This is a genomic window from Kitasatospora viridis (assembly GCF_007829815.1).
GTDB lineage: Bacteria > Actinomycetota > Actinomycetes > Streptomycetales > Streptomycetaceae > Kitasatospora > Kitasatospora viridis.
Genome location: NZ_VIWT01000001.1, coordinates 2,104,757 through 2,127,067, shown reverse-complemented (window position 1 = coordinate 2,127,067; position 22,311 = coordinate 2,104,757). Strand labels below are relative to the sequence as shown.

Here is a 22,311-nt window from a genome sequence, read left to right as displayed (position 1 = left end):
CTATGGCCTGCGGAATCGGACCGACGAGGCGGGTCCGGCGGCGGGCGCAAGAACGACGGGGGCGGGTGGACCGTCGGTCCACCCGCCCCCACGATGCGTCAGACGACGCCCCGTCAGGCCTACGCCTCGCCCTCCGCGACCGCCTTCTTCGCGGCGGTCTTGCGCGGGCGGGTCGTCTTCTTGGCCGGGGCCTCCTCGGCGGGGGCCTCGGCCTTCTTGACGGTGCGCTTGGCGGCGGTCTTCTTGGCCGGGGCTTCCTCGGCGGGGGCCTCGGTCTTCTTGACGGTGCGCTTGGCGGCCGTCTTCTTGGCCGGGGCCTCCTCGGTGGGGGCCTCGGCCTTCTTGACGGTGCGCTTGGCGGCCGTCTTCTTGACCGGGGCCTCCTCGGCGGGGGCCTCGGCCTTCTTGACCGTGCGCTTGGCAGCGGTCTTCTTGGCCGGGGCCTCCTCGGCGGGGGCCTCGGCCTTCTTGACCGTGCGCTTGGCGGCCGTCTTCTTGACCGGGGCCTCCTCCGTGGGAGCCTCGGCCTTCTTGACCGTGCGCTTGGCAGCGGTCTTCTTGACCGGGGCCTCCTCCGTGGGAGCCTCGGCCTTCTTGACCGTGCGCTTGGCAGCGGTCTTCTTGACCGGGGCCTCCTCGGCGGGAGCCTCGGCCTTCTTGACCGTGCGCTTGGCAGCGGTCTTCTTCACCGGCGCCTCGACCGCGACCGCGGCGACCTCGACGACCGCAGCGACCTCGACGACCTCGGCGACCTCGGCGGCCGGCGCCTCGACCGGCTCGACCACCGCGGTCTTGCGGGTCCGCGTCCGGGTGGCCTTCTTCGGCGCCGGCACCGCGCTCTCCTGGGCCGGCGCGCTCGCCTGCTCCGGAACGCTCAGCACGGGCACGGCCTCCAGCACGGCCACCGGCTCGGCGGCGACGGGCGCCACCGGCTCGACGGCCTCGACCGGCTGGCGCACCGCGGCCTCGGCGCCCGCGGCCGCCGCAGCGCCGCCGCGCGAGCGGCGCCGCCGCCGGCGCGACGCGCTGCCGCCCTCGCCCTGCCCCGCGGCGGGCGCACCGGCGACCGGCGCGGCCGCGGTGGTCTGCTCCACCGGCTGCGCGGCAGCGGCCGCCGCGCCGTCCACGGTGGCCCCGCCGCGGGTGCGGCGGCGGTTGCGGGTGCGGGCCGGCCGCTCCTCGGCGGGCCGCTCGGCGGCGGCCGCCTCGGGACGGGCGTCGCGCTCGCCGCGACCCCGGCCGCGACCACGGTCGCGGTCCCGATCGCGATCCCGGTCCCGGTCGCCCCGGCCGCGCGCACCGCGCCCGCCGGTCTCGCCCAGGTCCTCGATCTCCTCGGCGCCCAGGCCGGCCCGGGTCCGCTCGGAGCGCGGCAGCACGCCCTTGGTGCCGGGCGTGATCTTCAGCAGCTCGTAGAAGTGCGGGGAGGTCGAGTAGGTCTCCTCCGGCTCGTTGAACGGCAGTTCCAGCGCCTTGTTGATGAGCTGCCAGCGCGGGATGTCGTCCCAGTCGACCAGGGTGACCGCGGTGCCCGAGGCGCCGGCCCGGCCGGTCCGGCCGATCCGGTGCAGGTAGGTCTTCTCATCCTCGGGGCACTGGTAGTTGACGACGTGGGTGACGCCCTCGACGTCGATGCCGCGGGCGGCGACGTCGGTGCAGACCAGCACGTCCACCTTGCCGTTGCGGAAGGCGCGCAGCGCCTGCTCGCGGGCGCCCTGGCCGAGGTCGCCGTGCACGGCGCCGGCCGCGAAGCCGCGCTGGGTCAGCTGGTCGGCCACGTCGGCGGCGGTCCGCTTGGTCCGGCAGAAGATCATCGCCAGCCCGCGGCCCTCGGCCTGCAGCAGGCGGGCCAGCATCTCGACCTTGTCGAGCGAGTGGGCGCGGAAGATGTGCTGATCGACCGAGGCGACGGTGTGGCCGGTGTCGTCCGGCGCGGCGGCCCGGATGTGGGTCGGCTGGCTCATGTAGCGGCGGGCCAGGCTGATCACCTGTCCCGGCATGGTGGCCGAGAAGAGCAGGGTCTGCCGCTTGGCCGGCAGCATGGTGATGATCTTCTCGACGTCGGGCAGGAAGCCCAGGTCGAGCATCTCGTCGGCCTCGTCCAGCACCAGCGCGCGGACCTTGGAGAGGTCGAGCTTGCGCTGGCCGGCCAGGTCGAGCAGTCGGCCGGGGGTGCCGACCACGATGTCGACGCCCTGCTTGAGCGCCTCCACCTGCGGCTCGTAGGCCCGGCCGCCGTAGACGGCGAGCACCCGCACGTCGCGGACCTTGCCGGCGGTCTGCAGGTCGTTGGTCACCTGGGTGCACAGCTCGCGGGTCGGCACCACGATCAGCGCCTGCGGGCTGTCGGAGAGCTGCTCCTCGGTGGCCCGGCCGGCCTCCACGTCGGCACGGACCACGGCCCGCTCGATCAGCGGCAGGCCGAAGCCGAGGGTCTTGCCGGTGCCGGTCTTGGCCTGGCCGATGACGTCGTGCCCGGTCAGCGCGACCGGGAGGGTCATCTCCTGGATCGGGAACGGGTGGACGATGCCGACCGCTTCGAGGGCCTCGGCGGTCTCCGGGAGGATGCCGAGCTCGCGGAAGGTCGTCTTCGTGGGTTCAGTCGTGGTGGACAGGGTGCTGCCTCTTCCGTGTGGGCGGGCCGAGAGCGAGAGGGCGGCGGCGGGCAGCCACGCTGCCGCGTTCGAAGCCGTCAAGGCTCCTTGCGCGAACTGCGAGGTCGTGCACGACCGCGCCGGTCCCTGCTGCGCGCGGGCGCCGGCCCTGGCTGGGCGGCGGCGTCCCGTGGCGTGGGGGAGAGGTCCCATGAGGAGTCCGGCGCGGGACCGGCGCCCTGCGGCGCGGTCCGCGGCGGCCCTCGCTCGGCCACTGATGCGGTGCCTGGCTTGAGGTCCAAGCCAAGGTCGGAGCCGATCGGCTCTCCGACCGGGCATCCGCGTACGCGGGACCCGGGCGCCACTCCGGAGCGGGTCCGGACGAAGCGAACCCGCGCGGTCTGTGAACCGTGCGGGTATACGAGTCCCTGTACCACTGTACCGTTTGCGGCCGACTCGAACACGTGACGTCCCTGACATGCCCGCTGAGCACGGCCGGAACCCCGCCCGGGGCGGTCTAGAGTGACGGTCCATGGAGACTCAAGGCGGGGCCGGCCAGGTCGGCTCGATCGGAGACTGGGCGACCTGCGCGGCGGACCCCGGCTACCGCGCGGCGGTGCTCGACCTGCTGGGCGCGCTGGCCTACGGCGAGCTGAGCGCCTTCGAGCGGCTGGCCGACGACGCCAAGCTGGCCCCCGGCCTGGCCGACAAGGCGGCGCTGGCCCGGATGGCCTCGGCCGAGTTCCAGCACTACCAGCTGCTGCACGACCGGCTGGTCGAGATCGGCGCCGACCCGACCGAGGCGATGACCCCGTTCGTCGAGCCGCTGGAGAGCTTCCACCGGGTGACCGCTCCCTCGGACTGGCTGGAGGGCCTGGTCAAGGCCTTCGTCGGCGACTCCATCGCGACGGACTTCTACCGCGAGGTGGCGGTCCGGCTGGACGACGACACCCGTGACCTGGTGCTCCGGGTGATGAGCGACACCGGCCACGCGCAGTTCGCCGTGGACAAGGTGCGCCAGGCGATCGAGCAGGAGCCGCGGGTGGGCGGGCGGCTGGCGCTCTGGGGCCGGCGGCTGATGGGCGAGGCGCTCGGCCAGGCCCAGCGGGTGGTGGCCGAGCGGGACGCGCTCTCCAACCTGCTGGTCGGCGGCGCCCAGGTGCGCGGCTTCGACCTGGTCGAGGTCGGCAAGATGTTCAACCGGATCACCGAGGCGCACACCAAGCGGATGAGCGCGCTGGGCCTGTCCTCCTGACCCCGCCCGTCACCGGGCCGCCCGGGCGACGGTCCGTCAGGCCGCGTGCCGGCGCCGGTGGTGACCGCCCCGGCGGGCGGTGGCCAGGTCGGGGCGGGCCGGCACGGAGGTGAGCAGGCCGGTGGCGAGCACGGTCAGCAGCAAGGTGGCCGGCAGGTCGGCGCCGGACAGCACGAACCGGATCACCAGGCCGCTGAGCAGGGCCGACACCAGCCCGGTGCCGATCACCAGGCCGCGGCCCTTCGGGAAGTACTCGGGCCGCAGGGCCAGTGCGCCGAACCCGGCCAGCAGGCCGATCACGGCGAACAGGACGGCTTCGACGGGCAGCGGCACGGTGGCCTCCGGGGGAGCGGAGTTCGACCGCGGCGGGGATCCGCGGTGCGCGACCCATACCCGGGCGGTCCGGGATCCATGCCTGCCCGTTCACCGGACCGCCGCCCGCCCGGGGACGCGGAACGCCGCTGCCCGCCGCTCCGGGAGGAGCGGCGGGCAGCGGCGTCGTGCGGGTCCGCGCTCAGATGGTGCCGAAGCCCACCTTGCGGATGGCCTGCTCGCCGATCTCGACGTAGGCCAGGCGGTCGGCCGGGACCAGGATGCGGCGGCCGTGCTCGTCCGTCAGCGAGAAGAGCTTCGACGTGCCGTCCAGGGCCTTGGCCACGGCGTTCTCGACCTCATCAGCGGTCTGCGAGCTCTCGATGACGATCTCTCGGGGCGCGTTCTGCACGCCGATCTTGACCTCCACGGCTTCCGTCCCTCCGGGGTTGCAGCCAGTGATGCGCGGCGGTGCCCGCCGTCCACCGGACCGGGGCGACCGCGCCGTACGGCTTCACCTTAGATCACGGATCCGGCGGACCGGGGCTGATCAGCTGTCAGCGGAGCGGGCTCAGCTGTCGGCGGAAGCCGAGGACTCCATGCCCGGGTGCATCGGGAAGCCCTTGAGGCCGCGCCAGGCCAGCGAGGCGACCAGCCGCACCGCCTCCTCGCGCGGGATCGCGGCGCCCTGCGAGAGCCAGTAGCGGGCGGTGATCTGGGCCAGGCCGCAGACCCCGGCCGCGAGCAGCTTGGCCTCCGCCTCCGGCAGGTCGGTGTCCTCCGCGATCACCTTGCTGACCAGGGTCGCGGTCATGTCGGAGGCGCGCTCGACCCGCTCCCGCACGGCCGGCTCGTTGGTCAGGTCCGACTCGAAGACCAGCCGGAACGAGCCGGACTCGGAGGCCACGTAGTCGAAGTAGGCCTGCATGGTCGCGGCGACCCGCTGCTTGTTGTCCGTGGTGGCGTCCAGCGCCTGCCGGGTGGACTCGACCAGGGAGTCGCAGTGCTTGTCCAGCAGCGCCAGGTAGAGCTCCAGCTTCCCGGGGAAGTGCTGGTAGAGCACGGGCTTGCTGACCCCGGCGCGCTCGGCGATGTCGTCCATCGCCGCGGCGTGGTAGCCCTGGGCGACGAACACCTCCTGCGCGGCACCGAGCAGCTGCTCGCGTCGGGCGCTACGCGGCAGCCGGGCGCCGCGCGGGCGGTCCTGGGCCTCCTGGATGGCCGTCACGGCGCTCCTCACTTCACGGTCGATGGTCACACGGTCGATGGCTGGGCGGCTGATTCTACTTTTGGGTAACCCGAATGCGCGCTCGGCCCGATCGGGAAAACCGCAGCTCTCTGGTTGTCGGGAGCCCACAATACGGCGCGATCCCCCCTGCGGCGCCAGAGTCTCACTACCATCTTCTCCCATCGGTGCTGAGCAGCGGGAACGGGCCCGGGCAGGGCAGCGGCACCGACCCGCGGGCGGCTGCGGCGCCCGGGCCGTCGAGGTGCCGGGCGCGGTGCTCCCGGTGACCGGCCCGACCGCTGGGGCCACTCTTCGTGCACGGACCCGGCGGCTCGGCGGACAACCGGACCGAGCTGCCGGCCGGCACCGTCCGCGGCGAGGCTGCCCCCGCACGGCGATGGCGGAGCACCCGAGTGCACCGGGTGACCGGGCGTCAGCTGAGCCTGGGGCAGCGGCGGCAACGCCGGGGCGGCGCGGACGTTACGGGCATTCACTCGTTCAGGTGGCATGAGCGCAGGTGAGCGATGTACCGCCGGATTCCGCTCTACCTTCGTGGGTGTCGGACCGAACAGATGTGGGGGCGCCCGCCGCGGGCGGTGCCGAGGGGAGCAGGAGCGGGCCAGCCCGAAGGCTGGGGGAGGCCCGGTGGGGTGCGAGCGGTCCGTGACGGTGTCCAGGCCGCCGAGTCCCCCCAGCCTCGCGTGGGGTGGCGGGGGCGGTTGAGTCCGGGGCGGTCCGGTCGGGATCGTCGGCGAGGGTCCTCCCGTGCGTCTGGTGCCCGCTGTTCCGGTCCGGTTCTCCCCGGCCCCGTCTCTGCCCGGCTCTGTCCTTGCCCGGCTCCGTCTCTGCCCGGCTCTGTCTCTGGAGGTCGTCGTGCGCGTTGCCCTGCTGGTCGAAGGTGCCCGGGCCCGGTCCGGGGCGGGCTGGCCCGACCGGCTGGCCGCCGGTCTGCCGGAGCACGAGTTCGAGCGGTTCCTGCTGCTCGCCGGTCCGGCGGCGGAGCAGCCGCGCCCCGGCGAGCGGGTGCTCGCGCTGCGCGGGCCGCGCCCGGCCGGGCGGCCGCCCGGGGCGGTGCGCCGGCGCCCGTACGCGAGGGCCTACGAACAGCTGGTCCGCGCGCTGGTGCTGCCCGGCGAGCGGGACGGCTTCGCGCCCGCGCTGCACCGGCTGGCCGAACTGGCCCGGCAGGACGGCGCGCTGCCCGCCTTCCTGGCCTCCGGGCGGGCCCACCAGGTGCTGGAACGGACCTGGCGCTCGCCCGGCGCGGACACCGCGGCCGGCCAGCCACTGGTGCACGACGTACTGGTCGCCGGGGACCTGCTGGAGCAGTGCCTGCGCCCGCTGGCCGCCGACTGGTACGGCGAGCAGCCGGGCGGGCTCGGCGCGGTCGACCTGTGCCACGTGGTCGGCGGCGGGCCGGCCGCGCTGCCCGCGCTGATCGCCAAGGAGCTGCACGGGGTGCCGTTCGTGCTCACCGAGCACGGCCTGCACCTGCGCGAGCAGTACCTCGGCTACCGGCAGGCGCCCTACCGCTGGCCGGTGCGGGCGCTGCTGCTCTCCTTCTTCCGCCAGCTCACCACCGAGACCTACCGGCAGGCCGCCCTGCTCACCCCGGGCAGCCGCTACGACCGCGAGTGGCAGCTGCGCTGCGGGGCCGACCCGGAGCGGATCCGGGTGGTGCACCGCGACCTGCCGGCGGCCGGCCGGCCCGCCGCCGGACCGGAGCCGGAGACGCCCACCCTGGTCTGGGCCGGCCGGCTCACCCCCGCGGCCGACCCGGAACTGATGCTGCACGCCTTCGCGCGGGTGCGGGCCGAGGCGCCGACGGCCCGGCTGCTGTTCTGCGGGCCCGAGGGGCAGCCCGGCCACCGGGCGCACTGCGCGGCGCTGGCCGACCGGCTGGGGCTGACCGTCGGCGAGCGGGGCGCGGTGCGGTTCGCCGACCGGCTGCCGGCCGCCGAGCGCTGGGCGCTCGGCACGGTGGCGGTCTTCTCGCACCGCACCCTGCCGGTGCCGGCCCCGCTGGCCGAGGCGATGCTCAGCGGCCGGGCGGTGGTGGCCACCGACGTGGGAGTGGCCCGCGAGGTGCTCGGGCCGGCCGGACTGCTGGTGCCGCCCTGCGACCCGGCGGCGCTGGCCGGCGCCTGCCTGGCGCTGCTCGGCGACCGGGAGCGGCGGGAGCGGCTCGGCCGGGCCGGCCGGCAGCGGGCGGTGGAGCGGTTCGCCGTCGAGCCGTCGACCGCCGCCTTCCGGGACGTCTACCTGGAAGTGGTCTCGCAGTGGCCGGCCTTCCCGGCCGCCGACCCCGCCCCGGGCACGCTGCCCCGGCCGTTCGCCCGCCCGGCGGAGTACTGGGTGGCCGGCCCGCCCCGGTCGGTCGCCGCCCGGGTGAGGACCAGCTGATGGACGGTCAGGACCCCCGGGAGGCGGCGTTAGGGCGCCGGCGGGCGGCCGACCCGGTGCGGGAGCTGATGGAGGCCCACCGGGTGCTCTGCGAGCGGGCGGTGGACCCGCTGGAGATCGCGGCCGGCCTGGAGGAGGCCGGGATCGGGGCGGCGGTGGCCGGGCGGTACCGGCACGCCGACGTGTTCGGGCTGGCCGAGGAGCTGTTCGCCCGGGTGCCGCGCCGCCCGGTCGAGCCGCCCGCGCCCCTCACGGCCCGCCCGGCGCCCGGCTGGCGGTACCGGCTGGGGTCCGGCGCCGGGCTGCTCGGCGCACTGCTGCTGCCGCTGCTCACCGCCGCGCCCGGGGCGCTCGGCACCGCGCTGGCGCTCGCCCTCGCCGCCTGGCCGGCCGCGGGTGCGGCCGACCGGGCGGCCCGCTGGGTGCGGCACACCGGCAAGGTGCAGGTCCGCGGGTCGGTCACGCTGGCCGAGTTCCGGGCCCGGATGCGCCCGGTGCTGCCGGTCGCGCTCGGCCTGCACCTGGCGGTGCTCGCGCTGACCAGCTTCGCCGCGCTGGCCGTGCTGACCGTGCTGGCACCGCGCCCCGGGTCGGCCGCGCTCGGGCTGCTGCCGGCCGTGGTGCAGCGGGCCTGCCCGGCCCAGTGGTACGGCCAGGCGGTGCTCGGCCTGCTGGTCGGCGCGGCCGCCGTGCTGCGCCGGCTCGGCCGGGCCCGGCTGGCGCTGGCCGGGGTCGCGGTGGCCGACGCGGTCGGGCTGGTGCTCGCGCTGGTCCGGCCGGCCGCCTGGTCCGCGGTGCCCGGCACGCTGACCGTGCTGGCGGCCGGGGCCGCGGCGGCCGTGCTGCTGCCGCCCGCCTGGGCGGCCACCGGGCAGGCCACCTCCTACTCCTGAGCCGGCCGGCCCCGGAGTACTCCCAATCCCTACTCGCCCTACTCGTCTCGTTGGAAGGACACCCATGCGGGTGCTGTTGCTGGGGGCCGGCGGCTATCTGGGCCGCCGGGTCGCCGATCGGCTGCTGTTGGACCCCGACCTGCAGGTCACCGTGCTCGGCCGGCGGGACTCGGCCGACATCCGGTTCGACCTGGCGGACGGCAGTCCCGGGGCGCTGGCCCGGTTCCTGGACGCGGTGGCCCCGCAGGTGGTGGTCAACTGCGCCGGCGCCACCTACGGCAGCCCGCGCGCCCTGGTGCGGGCCAACGCGCTCGCGGTGGCGACGGTCTGCGAGGGGATCCGGCGCAGCCGCGAGCCGGCCCGGCTGGTGCACGTCGGCTCGGCCGCCGAGTACGGGCCGATGCCGTTCGGCTCGGCCGTGCCGGAGAGCGCCGAACCGCGCCCGGTCGGCCCGTACGGGGTGGCCAAGCTGGCCGGCACCGAGCTGGTGCTGGCCTCCGGGCTGGACGCGGTGGTGCTGCGGGTCTTCGACGTGGTCGGCCCCGGTGCGCCCGCCGCCTCGCTCTTCGGGCGGCTGGCCGAGGGCCTGCGGCGGGCGCTGGAGCACGGCGAGTCCCAGCTGCGGCTGCCCGACCTGTCCGCATTCCGGGACTTCGTGGACGTCCGCGACGTCGCGGTCGCGGTCCGGGCCGCCGTGGACTCGGCGGCCACCGGCGTGGTGAACATCGGCAGCGGCCACGCGGTGCGGGCCCGGGAGGCGGCCGACCTGCTGGTCCGGGCCTCCGGTTACGAGGGCGCGCTGACCGAGGAGAGCCGGCCGGTGCTGCTGCCGGCCCAGTCGGTGGGCGAACCGCCCGCCGCCGGCCAGGCCGAGCCCCGGCTGACCACCGAGCCGGTGCCCTGGCGGCAGGCCGACGTGCGCACCGCCCGGGAGCGGCTCGGCTGGCGCGCGCAGATCCCGTTGGAGGAGTCGCTGGCCGACGTCTGGCTGGAGACCGCCTGCCGGGTCTGAGCTCCCGCCGGACCGCGGGCGGGGCGGCGGTCCGGCGGCGATTCCCATCATCCGGTGGCGGTCGTCTCGCCCATCGGACAAGCTGTCTCGGAATACCGGCCGGGCATGACACTGTTGAGCAAGGAACCACTGATTAGACGACCATCGGAGTCCCCGTGTCGCTGCCACCCCTGGTCGAGCCGGCCGACGAGCTCACCGTCGACGAGGTCCGCCGGTACTCCCGCCACCTGATCATCCCGGACGTCGGGATGGCCGGGCAGAAGCGGTTGAAGAACGCAAAGGTGCTCTGCGTGGGCGCCGGCGGCCTCGGTTCCCCGGCTCTGATGTACCTGGCCGCGGCCGGCGTCGGCACGCTCGGCATCGTCGAGTTCGACACCGTCGACGAGTCCAACCTGCAGCGCCAGATCATCCACGGGCAGTCCGACATCGGTCGCTCCAAGGGCGAGTCCGCGCGGGACTCGGTCAAGGAGATCAACCCGTACGTCGACGTGATCCTGCACGACGAGCGGCTCGACAACGACAACGTGATGGAGATCTTCTCCGGCTACGACCTGATCGTCGACGGCACCGACAACTTCGCCACCCGGTACCTGGTGAACGACGCCGCGGTGCTGCTCGGCAAGCCGTACGTCTGGGGCTCGATCTACCGGTTCGACGGCCAGGCCAGCGTCTTCTGGGCCGAGCACGGCCCCTGCTACCGCTGCCTCTACCCGGAGGCCCCGCCGCCGGGCATGGTCCCGTCCTGCGCCGAGGGCGGCGTGCTGGGCGTGCTCTGCGCCTCGATCGGCTCGATCCAGGTGACCGAGGCGATCAAGCTGCTGGCCGGCGTCGGCGAGCCGCTGGTCGGCCGGCTGATGATCTACGACGCCCTGGAGATGAACTACCGCCAGGTCAAGGTCCGCAAGGACCCGAACTGCGCGCTCTGCGGCGAGAACCCGACGGTCACCGAGCTGATCGACTACGACGCGTTCTGCGGCGTGATCTCCGAGGAGGCCCAGGAGGCCGCGCTCGGCTCGACCATCACGTCGAAGCAGCTCAAGGAGATGCAGGACAACGACGAGGACATCCTGCTGATCGACGTCCGCGAGCAGAACGAGTACGAGATCGTCAGCATCCCGGGCGCCGTGCTCATCCCGAAGAACGAGTTCCTGATGGGGAACGCGCTCGAGAAGATGCCGCAGGACAAGAAGATCGTCGTGCACTGCAAGACCGGCGTCCGCTCGGCCGAGGTGCTGGCCGTGCTGAAGGCCGCCGGGTTCGCCAACTCGGTGCACCTCGGCGGCGGCGTGATCAGCTGGGTGAACCAGATCGAGCCGGAGAAGCCGGTCTACTGATCCCGGCCCCCGCTCACCGGCCCACCGGTTCGGACGTCCGCCCCCGCACTCCTGACAGTGCGGGGGCGGTTCCGTTCCCGGGGCCGGCACGGGGTCAGATCGCGCCCTTGCGTTGCAGGTAGGTGTAGGCGATCCAGCCCGGCAGCACCGGCAGCCAGAAGGTCAGCGCCCGGTAGAGGAAGACCGCCGAGGTCGCGGTGGCGGCCGGCATCCCGAGGCTCATCGCGACGATCAGCGCACCCTCGATCGCGCCGATCCCGCCCGGCGTCGGCACCGCCGACCCGGCCGCGTTGGCGGTCAGGAAGATCACCGCGACCGTCGCGTAGTTCATCGAGCCGCCGAAGGCCCGCACCGAGGCGTCCAGGCAGGCGGTGAAGGTCAGGGTCAGCAGCAGGATGCCGCCGAAGCCGGTGACCAGCTTGCTCGGCGTCTGCATCAGGTCGAGCATCCGCGGCACCACGCCGAAGAAGAGCGAGCGCAGCCGGGTCAGCACGAACCGCCGCAGCGGCCCGACCGCCGCCACCACCAGCGCCAGCACCGCCGCGCTCAGCACCCCGATGATCACCGCCCGCTCGCTGCCCAGGTCCCCGTTGCCCTGGCTGCCGGTGATCAGGCCGAACAGGAAGAGCAGCAGCAGGTGGCCGGCCAGCCCGGCCAGCTGGGAGGCGCCCACACTCGCCACCGCCTGCCCCGGCCGGATGCCCTGCTTCTGCAGGTAGCGGGTGTTCAGCGCGATGCCGCCGATCGCGGCCGGCGCCACCAGCTTGACGAAGGAGCTGGCCAGCTGGGCCGCCACGGTCCGGCCGAACGGCAGCTTCTCCGGCACGAAACCGGTCAGGCTCATCGCGGCGGCGCCGTAGGTGACGGCCGAGCAGGCCAGCGCCACCGCCGCCCAGGCCCAGTTCATCTGGGAGAGCTTCAGCTGGCCGGGCTGGATGGTGGTGACCGCCAGGTAGGCGGCGAAGGCCCCCGCCACCACGGTGATCAGGGTCTTCGGCTTCAGCCGCTCCAGCTTGGCGGGCGCCTCCGGGGCCTCCGGGGCGATCTCCAGGATCTGCTGCCGGATCCGGCTGAGCAGGTCCTCGCGGGCCGCCGCGATGTCCTCCTCGGCCTGCTCCCGGCTCTTCTCGCCGGCCGCCACCTGCTCCAGCGCCAGCGCCTGCGCGGCCGCCCGGCGCTCCTTCGTCTGCTTGCCCAGGTCGGCCCGGGTCTGCCGGCTCAGCCCGACCGGCTGCAGCAGCGGCAGCGCGGCCGCCACCCGGTCCCGCCCGAGCACCCGGTTGGCCACCGCCACCGCGCGCTCCGGGCCGATCCGAAGCGCGAAGGTGGTGAGCAGCTGGGCCACGTCGATCCGCAGCGTCAGGTCGCCGGCCGCGATGTCGCCGCCGGAGAGGTTGACCAGCACGCCCCGCTTGCCGTCCACCACCAGCAGTGATTCGCCGGTCAGCCGGCGGTGCGCGATCCGGCGGTCGTGCAGCGCGCCGATCGAGGCCCAGAACGAGGCCATCACCTCGTCGGTGATCTCCTCGTCCGGGAGCTCGTCCAGGGTGCGGCCCTCGACCTTCTGGTAGACCAGGATGGCCGCGTCCGGGCCCAGCTCGGAGGTCGCCACCAGCTGCGGGGCGTCGGCGCCGGCGGCGGTGGCCGCGTAGGCGATCAGCGCCTCCTGCTCCAGCGCCTGGCGCAGCGACTGCGGGCTGCGCCGGATCGCCACGGTGCGCAGCCGCAGCCGCCGCCAGGCCCGGTAGAAGAAGCCGGAGGCCTGCTGCTCGCGGTCGATGATGTGGACGTCCAGCGCCGGGCCGTCCTGCTGGTTGACCACGTAGCGGCGGGTGCCGCCGGGCGCGTCGGCGGCCCGGTGGGCGTAGCGGGGGGTGAAGCCGACCCGGCGCAGGCCGAGCATCAGGTGCTGCCCGGTGGGCCGGATGTTCGGCGAGCCGATCGTGTACAGCGTGCCGTAGGCCACCGACCAGCCGATCGCCACGGTCAGCAGCAGCGAGAGCGGGGTGGTGTAGCCGCTGATCAGTTCGGTGAAGCCGCTGAGCAGCACCACCAGCCAGAGCGCCACCCGCCAGCGCGGGCGGCTGACCATGCCGACGGCGGTCATGAAGGCGATCACCGGCGCCAGGTAGCCGTGCACCGGCTCGGTCAGCGGGCCGCCGTTGGCGTGCATCCTGGTGAAGGCGCCGCGGATCGCCTGCGAGGCGCCCTCGGCCACCCACCAGTCCACGCCCAGCGAGACGCCGTAGGCGAGCACCGCGGAGAGCACCCCGTCGGCCACCCGCAGGCCGTCGCGCTTGATCAGCCGCTCGACCGCGAAGGCGACCGGCACGGCCAGCACCGCCACGCTGGAGACCAGGCTGCCCAGGGTGGTCAGCCAGGGCGTGACGTGCTTGATGTTGGTCTGGATGTCCGTCTCGATGCCGCTGGTGGTCGAGGTGGCGATGTTCGCGATCACGAAGAGCGCGATGATGCCGATCAGACCGGCCACGAAGCGGATCAGGTCGGAGGGGCGGTGCGCGCGGGCGGCCAGCAGCGGCTCGTCGACCGCGAGGTGCTCGCCGTCCTCGTCGTCGTCCTTCTCCGGACCGGAGTTCTCCGGGCCGGACGGGACGACCGGGGCCGCTGCGGGCGCGGCCGGCCGGGCCGGTCTCGGCTCCTTGACCAGCGACACCTTGGGCTCCTCGGCGGGAGCGGGTGCGGGGGTGGGCTCGGCGGAGCCCTGATCCACATCCACGTCAGCCATCCCGGTCATCTGGTCTTGTCCTCGTATCACCACTCACCGCCTGGAAGATGGTGGCATGCCGGGCTCCCCGCCGCCGGACAGGGGCAGGGCCGGGCGCGGCGAATACCCCGCAGGGGGCCGCCGACTGCGCCGGATGGGCAACAATGCCCGAATGACGGACAACAGCACGGGCAGTGCCGCCGACCTGCCCCCGTTCGCAGAGCTGGTGCTCGACGTGATCGACCGTATCCCCCCGGGCCGGGTGATGACGTACGGCGACGTCGCGGAGTTCCTCGGCGAGGGCGGGCCCCGGCAGGTCGGCCGGGTGCTGGCGCTCTACGGGAGCGCGGTGGCCTGGTGGCGGGTGGTGCGGGCGGACGGCACGCTGCTGCCCGGCCACGAGCACCGGGCGCTGGCCGCCTACCGGGCCGAGGGCACGCCGCTCAAGGAGGGCGCCGAGCAGTACCGGCTGGACATGCGGCGGGCGCGGTGGGACGGCGGCTGAGGCCCGTCCGCCGAGCCCCAGCGCGTAGGCTCTAGTCTTCCCGTTCGCTATCCCTGGAAGACCGTGGCCCCCTCCTACCGCTTGGTGCGAAGCCCGCTCGCGACGCCCGACCCGCCCCGGCTGGACCGGTTCCAGCAGGCGGTGGCCGAGCACGCGGGCGGTCCGCTGCTGGTGCTCGCGGGACCGGGCACCGGCAAGACCACCACGCTGGTGGAGGCGGTCGCCCGCCGGGTGGAGCGCGGCACCGACCCGGAGCGGATCCTGGTGCTGACCTTCAGCCGCAAGGCCGCGATGGAGCTGCGCGACCGGCTGGCCGTGCGGCTGGCCCGGGCGCCGCAGGCGACCACCTTCCACTCGTTCTGCTACGCGCTGCTGCGCCAGCACCAGGAGCCCGAGCGGTACGCGGAGCCGCTGCGGCTGCTCTCCGGCCCGGAGCAGGACGTGATGGTGCGCGAGCTGCTGGCCGGCGGCGCCGAGGACGCGGCGGCCGGCACCGGGAAGATCCGCTGGCCGCTGGAGCTGCGCGCCTGCCTGACCACCCGGGGCTTCGCCGACGAGGTGCGCGCGGTGCTGGCCCGCAGCCGCGAGCTGGGCCTGGGCGAGGCCGAGCTGGCCCGGTTCGCCGCCGGGGTGGCCCGGCCGGACTGGGCCGCCGCCGCGCACTTCCTGGCCGACTACCTGGACGTGCTGGACCTGCGCGGGGTGCTGGACTACGCCGAGCTGGTGCACCGCGCGGTGCTGCTGGCCGAGCGGCCCGGGGTGGACCTGGCGGCCCGCTACGACGCGGTCTTCGTGGACGAGTACCAGGACACCGACCCGGCCCAGGTGCGGCTGCTGGGCCGGCTGGCCGGCGGCGGGCGGGACCTGGTCGCGGTGGGCGACCCGGACCAGTCGATCTACGCGTTCCGGGGCGCCGACATCAACGGGATCCTGGACTTCCCCGAGCAGTTCCGGCAGCGCGACGGCCGGCCGGCCGAGGTGAAGGTGCTGCGGGTCTCCCGGCGCTCGGCCCCGCTGCTGCTGGCGGCCTCCCGGAAGCTGGCCGAGCGGATGCCGATGGGCCGGCTGCCGGCCGCGAAGCTGGCCGAGCACCGGGGGCTGCTGCCGGGCCGGGAGGGCGGCCGGGGCAGCGTGGAGGTGTACACCTACCCGACCCCGGGGGCGGAGCTGGAGAGCGTCGCCGACCTGCTGCGCCGCGCGCACCTGGAGGACGGGGTGCCGTGGGGCGAGATGGCGGTGCTGGTGCGGGCCGGTGCGCGGGCGATCCCGGGAGTGCGGCGGGCGCTGACGGCGGCCGGGGTGCCGCTGGAGATCGACGGCGACGACCTGCCGCTGCGCGAGGAGCCGGCCGTGGTGCCGGTGCTGCTGGCGCTGCGGGTCTGCGCGGAGGGGGCGGCGGCGGAGAAGGCGGCCGAGCGGGCGCTGGGCACCGTCCCCGCGCAGCGGACGTCGGCGGAGCCGACGTCCGGCGCACGACGAGTGGAGCCGCTGACCGCCGAGGTCGCCCACACCCTGCTCACCGGCCCGCTCGGCGGGCTGGACGGCGCCGACCTGCGCCGGCTCGGCCGGGAGCTGCGCGAGGAGGAGCGCGCGGCGCTCAAGGCGGCGGTCGAAGTGGACGGGGAGCTCGCGGCCGCCGTCGTGCGCTCGGCGGAGGAACTCATCCGGGAGGCGCTCGCCGAACCCGAGCGCCTGCTGCTGCTCGACTCCGCCCCGGCCCGCCGGGCCCGCGAGCTCGGCACCCTGCTGCGCAAGGTCCGCGACCTGCTGCGCGGCGGCGGCACCGCCGAGGAGGCGCTCTGGCAGCTCTGGGACGGCAGCCCGCGCTGGCGCGAGCGGCTGGAGCGGGCCGCGCTGCGCACCGGCTCGGTCGGCCGCAACGCCGACCGCGACCTGGACGCGCTCTGCGCCCTCTTCGAGACCGCCGCCCGGGCCGAGGACCAGGTCACCGGCCACCGCGGCGCGCTCGACCTGCTCGCCGAGGTCGAGGCCCAGGACATCGCCGCCGACACCATGACCGTGCGCACCGTCCGCCCGGAGGCGGTCCGGCTGATGACCGCGCACCGCTCCAAGGGGCTGGAGTGGCGGCTGGTCGTGGTGGCGGGCGTGCAGGAGGGCCTCTGGCCGGACCTGCGCCGCCGCGGCTCGCTGCTGGAGGCCGACCGGATCGGCCGGGACGGGCTGGCCGAGCCGCTCACCCCCGGCGCGCTGCTGGCCGAGGAGCGCCGCCTCTTCTACGTGGCCGCCACCCGGGCCAAGGAGCGGCTGGTCGTCACCGCCGTCAAGGCGCCGGCCGAGGACGGTGACGAGCCCTCCCGGCTGCTCCGCGAGCTCTACCGCGAGGAGATCGACCCCAGGACGGGCAAGGTGCTCGGCCGCACCCCCGCGGTCACCGTCGCCGACGTCGCCCACCGGCCCAGGCGCCCGCTCTCGATCGCCGCGCTGGTGGCCGAGCTGCGCGCCGTCACCGTCGACCCGGCCCGCTCGCCCGAGCTGCGCCGGGCCGCCGCCGAGCGGCTGGCCAGGCTGGCCACCGCCACCGACGGGAACGGCGTGCCGCTGGTGCCGCAGGCCCACCCGGACCGCTGGTGGGGGCTGGCCGACCCGACCAGCAACCCGGTGCCGCTGCGCGAGCCGGAGCGGCCGGTGCAGCTCTCCGGCAGCGGGCTGGAGCAGTTGGAGAACTGCTCGTTGCAGTGGTTCCTGACCAAGGAGGTGGGCGCGCAGGGCGCCACCTCCGGGGCGCAGGGCTTCGGCAACGTGCTGCACGCGCTGGCCGACGAGGTGGGCTCCGGGCGCACCCCGGCCGACCTCGCGGTGCTGCTGGAGCGGCTGGACTCGGTCTGGGACGCGCTGGCCTTCGACGCGCCGTGGAAGTCGGACCAGGAGAAGACCCAGGCCCGCGCGGCGCTGGAGCGCTTCCTGCACTGGCACGTGCTGGAGCGCGGCCGCGCCACCCTGGCCACCGAGCACGACTTCGACCTGACCCTGCCGGTCGGCGAGGTCGCGGTGCGGATCCGCGGCGTGCTGGACCGGGTGGAGCAGGACTCCGCCGGGCGGGCCTACGTGGTGGACTTCAAGACCGGCAAGCAGGCGCCGAGCGACAAGTCGCTGCCCGAGCACCGGCAGTTGGCGGTCTACCAGCTCGCGGTCCGGGAGGGCGCCCTGGACACCCTGCTGGACGAGCGCCCGGCGCTCGGCGGGGCGGAGCTGGTGCAGCTGCGGTTCGAGGACAAGAAGCTCCCCGACGCCCCCAAGGTGCAGCACCAGCCGCCGCCCGAGGGCGAGCCGTGGATCGAGAACCTGCTCGCCGACGCGGCCGGCCGGGTGCTGGCCGAGCGCTTCGTGCCGACCGCGGGCGACGCCTGCGGCCACTGCGCCTTCAAGCGCAGCTGCTCGGCCCAGCGGGACGGCCGCCAGCTGATCGATTAGGCCCGCTGTCGGGGCGGCCGGTTACGGTGGGGGGATGCTCAGCAGGCCGGAACAGCTCAGGGAGCTGCTCGGCATCCCGTTCAACGGTGAGCAGCTGGCGGCGATCGGGGCGCCGTTGGAGCCCGGGGTGATCGTCGCGGGGGCGGGCTCGGGCAAGACGACCGTGATGGCCGCCCGGGTGGTGTGGCTGGTCGGATCGGGGGCGGTGCGGGCCGACCAGGTGCTCGGCCTGACCTTCACCAACAAGGCGGCCGCCGAGCTCTCCGAGCGGGTCCGCGGCGCACTGGCCCGGGCCGGCCTGCGCGACGCCCCCGAGACGACCGGCGACCCGGAGATCTCCACCTACCACGCCTTCGCCGGCCGGCTGCTCAAGGAGCACGGCCTGCGGATCGGCATCGAGCCGGACGTGCGCCTGCTCGCCGACGCCACCCGCTTTCAGCTGGCCGCCCGCACGCTGCGCCAGGCCCGCGGCCCGTTCCCGCACCTGAAGGACCGGTTCGCCGCGCTGGTGGCCGAACTGACCGCGCTGGACGCCGAGCTGGCCGAGCACCTGGTCGACCCGGCCGCCCTGCGCGCCTTCGACACCGACCTGTTGGACGAGCTGGCCACCGTCAAGCTGACCAACCAGGACCTGCGCGACGTGCCCGAGGCGGCCCGCGGCCGGCAGGAGCTGCTCGGCCTGGTGGAGGACTACCGCCGGCGCAAGAAGGCGGCCGGCCTGATGGACTTCGGCGACCAGATCGCCGCCTCGGCCCGGCTGGCGATCGAGCGCCCGGAGGTGGGCCGGCTGCTGCGCGAGCAGTTCCGGGTGGTGCTGCTGGACGAGTACCAGGACACCTCGGTGGCCCAGCGCCTGCTGCTGGCCGGCCTGTTCGGCGGCGCGGCGAGCGGCGGCCACCCGGTCACCGCGGTCGGCGACCCGTGCCAGGCGATCTACGGCTGGCGGGGCGCCTCGGTGGCGAACCTGGACGACTTCCCCGCGCACTTCCCGCGCCGCGACGGCTCCCCGGCGGCCCGCTACGCGCTGAGCGAGAACCGGCGCAGCGGCGGCCGGCTGCTGGCCTTCGCGAACGGGCTGGCCGCCCCGCTGCGCGAGCTGCACGCGGGCGTCGAGGCGCTGCGGCCGGCCCCGGGCGCCGAGCTGGATGGCCTGGCCCGGGTCGCGCTGCTGCCCACCCACGCCGAGGAGGTCGGCTGGCTGGCCGACTCGATCGCCCACCTGGTGGCGACCGGCACCGCGCCGGGTGCGATCGCCGTGCTCTGCCGTTCCGCGGTGGCCTTCCCGGACATCCACGCGGCGCTGGTGGCCCGCGAGGTGCCGGTGGAGGTGGTGGGCCTCGGCGGGCTGCTGCAACTGCCCGAGGTGGCCGACCTGGTGGCGGTCTGCGAGGTGCTGCAGGACCCGACGGCGAACGCCGCGCTGGTCCGGCTGCTGGTCGGTCCGCGCTGGCGGATCGGCCCGCGCGACCTGGCCCTGCTCGGCCGCCGGGCCGCCGCGCTGGTGCGCACCGACCGGCTGGACGGCGACCCGCTCGCCCTCGCGGTGGCCCAGACCGATCCGACCGAGGTGGTCTCGCTCAGCGACGCGCTGGAGACGTTCCTGGAAGCCGATCAGCCGGACCAGCTGCCGTTCTCGCCGCAGGCCCGCACCCGCTTCGCCCACCTGGCCCGGGAGGTCCGCGAGCTGCGCCGGGCGCTGGCCGAGCCGCTGATGGACGTGCTGCACCGGGTGCTCGCCGTGACCGGCCTGGAGATCGAGCTGGCCGCCTCCCCGCAGGCGCTGGCCGCCCGCCGCCGGGAGACCCTGCACTCCTTCCTGGACGTCGCGGCGGGCTTCGCCGACCTGGACGGCGACCCGGGCCTGGCCGCCTTCCTGGCCTTCCTGCGGGCCGCCGAGGAGTACGACCGGGGGCTGGACTCCAGCCTGCCGGGCGGCGAGGACACGGTGAAGGTGCTGACCGTGCACAAGTCCAAGGGCCTGGAGTGGGACGTGGTGGCGCTGCCCGGCCTGGTCCGGGGCGCCTTCCCGAGCAACCGCGGCCGGGAGCGCTGGACCAGCCGGCGCCAGGTGCTGCCGTACCCGCTGCGCGGCGACGCGGCCACCCTGCCGGCGGTGCCGGCCTGGCACGCGAAGGGGATGACGGCGTTCAAGAACGGGCTGAAGGAGCAGTCCGGCACCGAGGAACTGCGGCTCGGCTACGTGGCGGTGACCCGGCCGCGCTCGCTGCTGCTGGCCTGCGGCCACTGGTGGGGGCCGACCCAGCGGACGGTGCGCGGCCCGTCCGAGTACCTGGAGGCGCTGCGCGCGCACGCCGAGCTCCCCGGGGCCGGCGAGGTGGAGCACTGGGCGGACCCTCCCCCAGCCTCCGGCCGGGGGTACCCCCATGTGGAGGGGGCCGAGAACCCGGCGCTCGGGCAGGCCGCCGACACCCCCTGGCCGTTGCCGCTGGACCCGGCGGCCCAGCTGGCGCGGCGCCGGGTGGCCGAGGTGGTGGCCCGCCGGGCGGCCGGCGCGCCGGCCCCGGAGCCGGAGCCGCTGGCCCCGGAGGAGCAGCGGCTGGTGGACTCCTGGGACCGTGACCTGACCGCGCTGCTGGGCGAGTTGGAGCGGTCCCGGCGTACGGTGCGGCAGGTGCCGCTGCCGCCGGCGCTCTCCGCCTCCCAGCTGATGTGGCTGGCCGCCGACCCGGACGGCCTGGCCCAGGAGCTGGCCCGGCCGCTGCCCCGCCCGCCGCAGACGGCGGCCCGCCGGGGCACCCGGTTCCACGCCTGGATCCAGGCCCGGTTCGCCCCGCTGCCGCTGCTGGAGCCGGACGCGCTGCCGGGCCTGGCGGACGACGAGATCGCCGACGAGCAGGACTTGGAGCAGCTCAAGGAGGCGTTCCTGCGCGGGCCGTACGCCGAGCGCCGCCCCTACCGGGTGGAGGCGCCGGTGCAGCTGGTGCTGGGCGGGCGGGTGGTGCGCGGCCGGATCGACGCGGTGTACCGGGTGGGTGACGACGACTCAGGGTCACGGTGGGAGATCGTCGACTGGAAGACCGGCCACCAGGAGGGCGCCGACCCGCTCCAGTTGGCGATCTACCGGCTGGCCTGGGCGGAGCAGCGCGGGGTCGACCCGGAGCAGGTCACCGCCGCGTTCTGCTACATCCGCAGCGGCCGGGTCGAAAGACCGTCAGGACTTCCTGGGCGAAAGGCGTTGGAAACGCTTCTGATCGGGAACAGTGACTAATAGGTCACAGAGAGCATCCAACTCGTCACACAGTCGCGCTAAACCGGTGCGTCTTGCACGTTTCGCGCCTATTGTGGGGTCGGTTACCGGTCACCCGCGCCTGCTCGGCCACCGGCCAGGCCCCCGTCCACCACCCTCAGTCACCGCGCTGGTGCCGACGCACCGGGCGCCTTCTGCTGGAGACACCGAAGTTGAGCGCGACCGGATGGTTCAGAGACTTGCTGACCGGTTCGACCCGGGGACCGGCCGCCGTCCGCAACACGGGCACCTGGCCCAGGACCGCGCTGGCCCTGCCGTTCATCGGCATGGCCCTGGTGATCGGCCTGGACTACCTGAGCACCCTCGAAGTCACCGTCGAACCGGCCCTGACCGCGGTGCCGGCGCTCGCCGCCATCGTCAGCCGGCGGGTCTGGTACCCGATCCTGACCGGCCTGCTGGCCGAGGTCGCCGCCTTCGCCATGGCCGCCTACAACCACGTGCTCGGCGAGTCGGTGCACAGCGCCACGGTGTTCGCCATCGCCCTGGTGACCGCGATCAGCTGGGTCAGCGCCACCCTGAGGGTCCGTCAGGAGCAGGCGCTGGCCGACGCCCAGCTGGTGGCCGAGATCGCCCGCCGGGTGCTGCTGCGCGCGGTGCCGGACCGGGTGGGCAGCGTCCGGGCCGCGGTGCACTACGCGGCCGCCGCCGCGCACGCCCGGATCGGCGGCGACCTCTACGAGGTGGTCAACACCCGGCACGGGGTGCGGGCGGTGGTCGGCGACGTGCGCGGCAAGGGGCTGGGCGCGGTGGAGACCGCCGCCGCGGTGCTCGGCGCCTTCCGCGAGGCCGCGCACCAGGAGCCCGCGCTGGACAAGGTGGCGGGCTGGCTGGCCGTCAGCCTGGACCGCGCCCTCCAGGAGCACGACCACCCGGGGGTGGAGGAGGAGTTCGTCACCCTGGTGCTGATCGGGGTCGGCCCCGACGGCACCGCCCAGATCGTCAACTGCGGCCACCCGGCGCCGCTGCTGCTCACCGCGGAGGGCGCGGTGCGGCCGCTGGAGCTGGCCGAGACGGTGCCGCCGCTGGGCGTGCTGGACCCGGCCGACGTGGCGCCGCCGGTGCTCAGCGTGCCGTTCGCGCCCGGCGACCGGGTGCTGCTCTTCACCGACGGGGTGATCGAGGCCCGGGACCGCGCCGGCCGCTTCTACCCGCTGGCCGAGCGGCTGCCGGGCTGCGCCGGGGGCGGGCCGGTGGAGGTGCTGGACCAGCTGCACGCCGACGTGGTGCGCCACGTCGGCCGCCCGCTCGGCGACGACGCGGCGATGCTGCTGCTCCAGTACGAGCCCACCGCGCAGCCGGGCCAGCAGCTGCCGCACCAGAACGGGCGGCTGGCCCGGCAGTGAAGCCGGG

The 22,311-nt window shown here is 75.2% G+C and carries 14 protein-coding genes; 9 read left to right on the top strand and 5 right to left on the bottom strand.

The annotated features are described in order from the left end of the window. Nucleotides 1-119: 119 nt before the first annotated feature. Nucleotides 120-2,501 carry a DEAD/DEAH box helicase gene (locus FHX73_RS09310; RefSeq protein WP_145908171.1) on the bottom strand — a complete coding sequence of 794 codons (2,382 nt, stop codon included), beginning with the start codon at nucleotides 2,499-2,501 and terminating at the stop codon, nucleotides 120-122. 625 nt (nucleotides 2,502-3,126) lie between these two features. Here FHX73_RS09310 and FHX73_RS09305 point away from each other — a divergent pair. Next, on the top strand, nucleotides 3,127-3,849 hold the full coding sequence (locus FHX73_RS09305; protein WP_145904546.1) for a ferritin-like fold-containing protein: 723 nt from the start codon (nucleotides 3,127-3,129) through the stop codon (nucleotides 3,847-3,849). 36 nt (nucleotides 3,850-3,885) lie between these two features. Here FHX73_RS09305 and FHX73_RS09300 read toward each other — a convergent pair whose 3' ends face one another. From FHX73_RS09300 to FHX73_RS09290, 3 genes are all read right to left on the bottom strand, one after another. Beyond that, nucleotides 3,886-4,182, bottom strand: a complete 297-nt coding sequence (locus tag FHX73_RS09300) for a hypothetical protein (RefSeq protein WP_145904545.1) — start codon at nucleotides 4,180-4,182, stop codon at nucleotides 3,886-3,888. A 181-nt stretch (nucleotides 4,183-4,363) separates the two neighbouring features. Beyond that, on the bottom strand, nucleotides 4,364-4,591 hold the full coding sequence (locus FHX73_RS09295) for a DUF3107 domain-containing protein (protein WP_145904544.1): 228 nt from the start codon (nucleotides 4,589-4,591) through the stop codon (nucleotides 4,364-4,366). 141 nt (nucleotides 4,592-4,732) lie between these two features. Further along, a complete protein-coding gene (locus FHX73_RS09290) occupies nucleotides 4,733-5,389 on the bottom strand; it encodes a TetR/AcrR family transcriptional regulator (RefSeq protein ID WP_145904543.1) in 657 nt (218 codons plus the stop codon). A gap of 873 nt (nucleotides 5,390-6,262) precedes the next feature. Here FHX73_RS09290 and FHX73_RS09285 point away from each other — a divergent pair. The 4 genes from FHX73_RS09285 to moeZ all read left to right on the top strand — a co-directional run bounded on the left by FHX73_RS09285 (nucleotide 6,263) and on the right by moeZ (nucleotide 11,031). After that, complete coding sequence (locus FHX73_RS09285) at nucleotides 6,263-7,792, top strand: DUF3492 domain-containing protein (protein ID WP_145904542.1); 1,530 nt, start codon at nucleotides 6,263-6,265, stop codon at nucleotides 7,790-7,792. Then, nucleotides 7,792-8,685 (top strand): hypothetical protein, encoded by an 894-nt coding sequence (locus tag FHX73_RS09280; protein WP_145904541.1) that lies wholly within the window; start codon nucleotides 7,792-7,794, stop codon nucleotides 8,683-8,685. The genes FHX73_RS09285 and FHX73_RS09280 overlap by 1 nt, the downstream gene beginning before the upstream one ends. Before the next feature lie 64 nt (nucleotides 8,686-8,749). Further along, the gene (locus FHX73_RS09275) at nucleotides 8,750-9,697 is read left to right on the top strand and encodes an NAD-dependent epimerase/dehydratase family protein (RefSeq protein WP_145904540.1); all 948 of its coding nucleotides are present in this window, start codon (nucleotides 8,750-8,752) and stop codon (nucleotides 9,695-9,697) included. 155 nt (nucleotides 9,698-9,852) lie between these two features. Next, nucleotides 9,853-11,031: an adenylyltransferase/sulfurtransferase MoeZ gene (gene moeZ / locus FHX73_RS09270; RefSeq protein ID WP_145904539.1), complete on the top strand. Its 1,179-nt coding sequence runs from the start codon at nucleotides 9,853-9,855 to the stop codon at nucleotides 11,029-11,031. A gap of 94 nt (nucleotides 11,032-11,125) precedes the next feature. On the opposite strand, the gene FHX73_RS09265 is transcribed toward moeZ, so the two are convergent. Continuing rightward, entirely contained in the window at nucleotides 11,126-13,777 is a 2,652-nt protein-coding gene (locus FHX73_RS09265) for a lysylphosphatidylglycerol synthase transmembrane domain-containing protein (RefSeq protein ID WP_145904538.1), read from the bottom strand. Between the two features lie 133 nt (nucleotides 13,778-13,910). Between FHX73_RS09265 and FHX73_RS09260 the strand changes: the two genes are divergently transcribed. The 4 genes from FHX73_RS09260 (at nucleotide 13,911) to FHX73_RS09245 (ending at nucleotide 22,304) form a co-directional block, all read left to right on the top strand. Continuing rightward, nucleotides 13,911-14,261, top strand: a complete 351-nt coding sequence (locus tag FHX73_RS09260) for an MGMT family protein (RefSeq protein ID WP_145904537.1) — start codon at nucleotides 13,911-13,913, stop codon at nucleotides 14,259-14,261. Between the two features lie 84 nt (nucleotides 14,262-14,345). Beyond that, on the top strand, nucleotides 14,346-17,693 hold the full coding sequence (locus tag FHX73_RS09255) for an ATP-dependent helicase (protein WP_246213435.1): 3,348 nt from the start codon (nucleotides 14,346-14,348) through the stop codon (nucleotides 17,691-17,693). 34 nt (nucleotides 17,694-17,727) lie between these two features. Beyond that, the gene (locus tag FHX73_RS09250; protein WP_145904535.1) at nucleotides 17,728-20,922 is read left to right on the top strand and encodes an ATP-dependent helicase; all 3,195 of its coding nucleotides are present in this window, start codon (nucleotides 17,728-17,730) and stop codon (nucleotides 20,920-20,922) included. A gap of 218 nt (nucleotides 20,923-21,140) precedes the next feature. Next, nucleotides 21,141-22,304 carry a PP2C family protein-serine/threonine phosphatase gene (locus tag FHX73_RS09245; RefSeq protein ID WP_145904534.1) on the top strand — a complete coding sequence of 388 codons (1,164 nt, stop codon included), beginning with the start codon at nucleotides 21,141-21,143 and terminating at the stop codon, nucleotides 22,302-22,304. Nucleotides 22,305-22,311 lie beyond the last annotated feature (7 nt).

Coding starts and splice junctions, on each gene's coding strand:
- FHX73_RS09310 (WP_145908171.1), bottom strand. CDS start 2,501: ATGACCCTCCCGGTCGCGCTGACCGGGCACGACGTCATCGGCCAGGCC.
- FHX73_RS09305 (WP_145904546.1), top strand. CDS start 3,127: ATGGAGACTCAAGGCGGGGCCGGCCAGGTCGGCTCGATCGGAGACTGG.
- FHX73_RS09280 (WP_145904541.1), top strand. CDS start 7,792: ATGGACGGTCAGGACCCCCGGGAGGCGGCGTTAGGGCGCCGGCGGGCG.
- FHX73_RS09275 (WP_145904540.1), top strand. CDS start 8,750: ATGCGGGTGCTGTTGCTGGGGGCCGGCGGCTATCTGGGCCGCCGGGTC.
- FHX73_RS09265 (WP_145904538.1), bottom strand. CDS start 13,777: ATGGCTGACGTGGATGTGGATCAGGGCTCCGCCGAGCCCACCCCCGCA.
- FHX73_RS09260 (WP_145904537.1), top strand. CDS start 13,911: ATGGGCAACAATGCCCGAATGACGGACAACAGCACGGGCAGTGCCGCC.
- FHX73_RS09250 (WP_145904535.1), top strand. CDS start 17,728: ATGCTCAGCAGGCCGGAACAGCTCAGGGAGCTGCTCGGCATCCCGTTC.